The 1,527-nt window shown below is 61.2% G+C and carries 1 protein-coding gene; it reads right to left on the bottom strand.

Annotated features, from left to right (window positions below; genetic code table 11):
• Positions 1-30 precede the first annotated feature (30 nt).
• Positions 31-1,434: an IS4 family transposase gene (locus PQQ52_RS34570; protein WP_408221512.1), complete on the bottom strand. Its 1,404-nt coding sequence runs from the start codon at positions 1,432-1,434 to the stop codon at positions 31-33.
• Between the last annotated feature and the right edge of the window lie 93 nt (positions 1,435-1,527).

Consider the following 1,527-nt stretch of genomic DNA (forward strand, 5'->3'; position numbering starts at 1 on the left):
CTCAGGATTACCCACATCTCGTGATGAGCATCACCCGTCCTGGCTAAAGATGCGGTACATCTCGGTGATTTCGTGGAGCACCAGAAATCCGCGCCACATAACGGTAGGCCCGGGCGGGTGATCATGCTTGCGGTTCAGGTAGCCGCCGAGTTTGGCGATCCACAGGACGACTTCGCCTGGCGAGGGCGTTGCAACTGGTGGCTTTGAGGTGCGGTTCGCACGGCAGTAAAGCGCACGCCATTCGTCAGGCTGAAGTAGTACTTCGCACGATAGATCCGGGTCGGCGCGACCCAGCAACGTGGCGTACATGATGCGCCAGCTAATCACCGCAAATAGCGCGGTCGCGCGTACGAACCGTTCAAGGGTACCGAACTGGCGAGCCTCAATGCGACACCCGCTTTTAAGCACGCGATGCCACGACTCAATCGTCCAGCGACGCGCATACCATTCGAGTCGTTCGAGTGCGTCGCCCAGCGTCCGTGTGGGCACCGAGCTGAGCAACATCCATTCGAGAGGCCCAACGCCCGCCGGCGGATCGGCTTCAAGTGCGTGGATTGCAAATACATCCACTGGACCGAGCGCGGCGCGTCCAGTGCCTTTGGTCGAAGGCCTGGGTGGTGCAATCAGGCTGACCTGCGTGCAACGTAGTGTCAGACGCGCTGTGCGCCGGCCCATGTTGCGGTGTCCCGGCAACTCCAGCCCGATCTCGCCCAGGGGTGCGCTCGCCGTCACCGTATCCCAGAGATAGCGCTCGGGATGTGCTGCGCGGCGGTCCCATGACGCGCGAATGAGCCAGTCCACACCAGCAGGCCGCTCGGCCACGAACACTTCATAGACGTCACTCTCCCGGTCGCCTACGCCGACCATGCGCGTATCGGGACATCGTGCCTTCAGGGCTGCCAGGTGGTTCAGGCCTTCCACCCATTTAACGCTTTCCTTGTGGTGGAAGTCGCGCTTTGTGCGCAGGTCCTTGCGGCCCAGATCTGCGTCGTGGCGCACCCACGTCTTCATCCCCAGTACGCCCAGCGGCAGGCCCTCTGGTGTCACGCCCAGCAGGCTGTGCAACATGAAGCCGCGCGACTGGTTGCCCGTGCCGTAGCCCAACCCTTCGGTGGCACCCAGGTGAGTGAGGTTGAATTCGGTCGTATCCTGTACGGCGAGCACAACGGGTACCTGGGTCATGCGCCTGAGCGTCTGGTCTATGTGGGGTGCAAGCACACCATCGGTATCGACCTGCTCGTTATCGAAGAAGCGATAGGCGGCCTTGAGTTCAGCGGCGTCCATTGAACGCGGAAACGAGCAGTCTGGTGTGCTGGCAAGCCGGCGTGCCAGCGCAACGAGTCGACTCGTCAGACGGGCATCGCCCAGATTTGCCGCACCGAATTCGATGTCGGCCCAGTCGTCCTGGTCTTCCTGATTGTCGGTCGAAGGCAATTACGTGTAGTTCCTGAGGCGGTTCCTCAAAAGTTAACACCGCCTCAAACTGTTTACAAGCGCTGTCCCTGCATAGATGTGGGTAAACCTGAG

This window comes from Paraburkholderia sediminicola, from assembly GCF_046030555.1.
Classification (GTDB): Bacteria; Pseudomonadota; Gammaproteobacteria; order Burkholderiales; family Burkholderiaceae; genus Paraburkholderia; species Paraburkholderia sediminicola_E.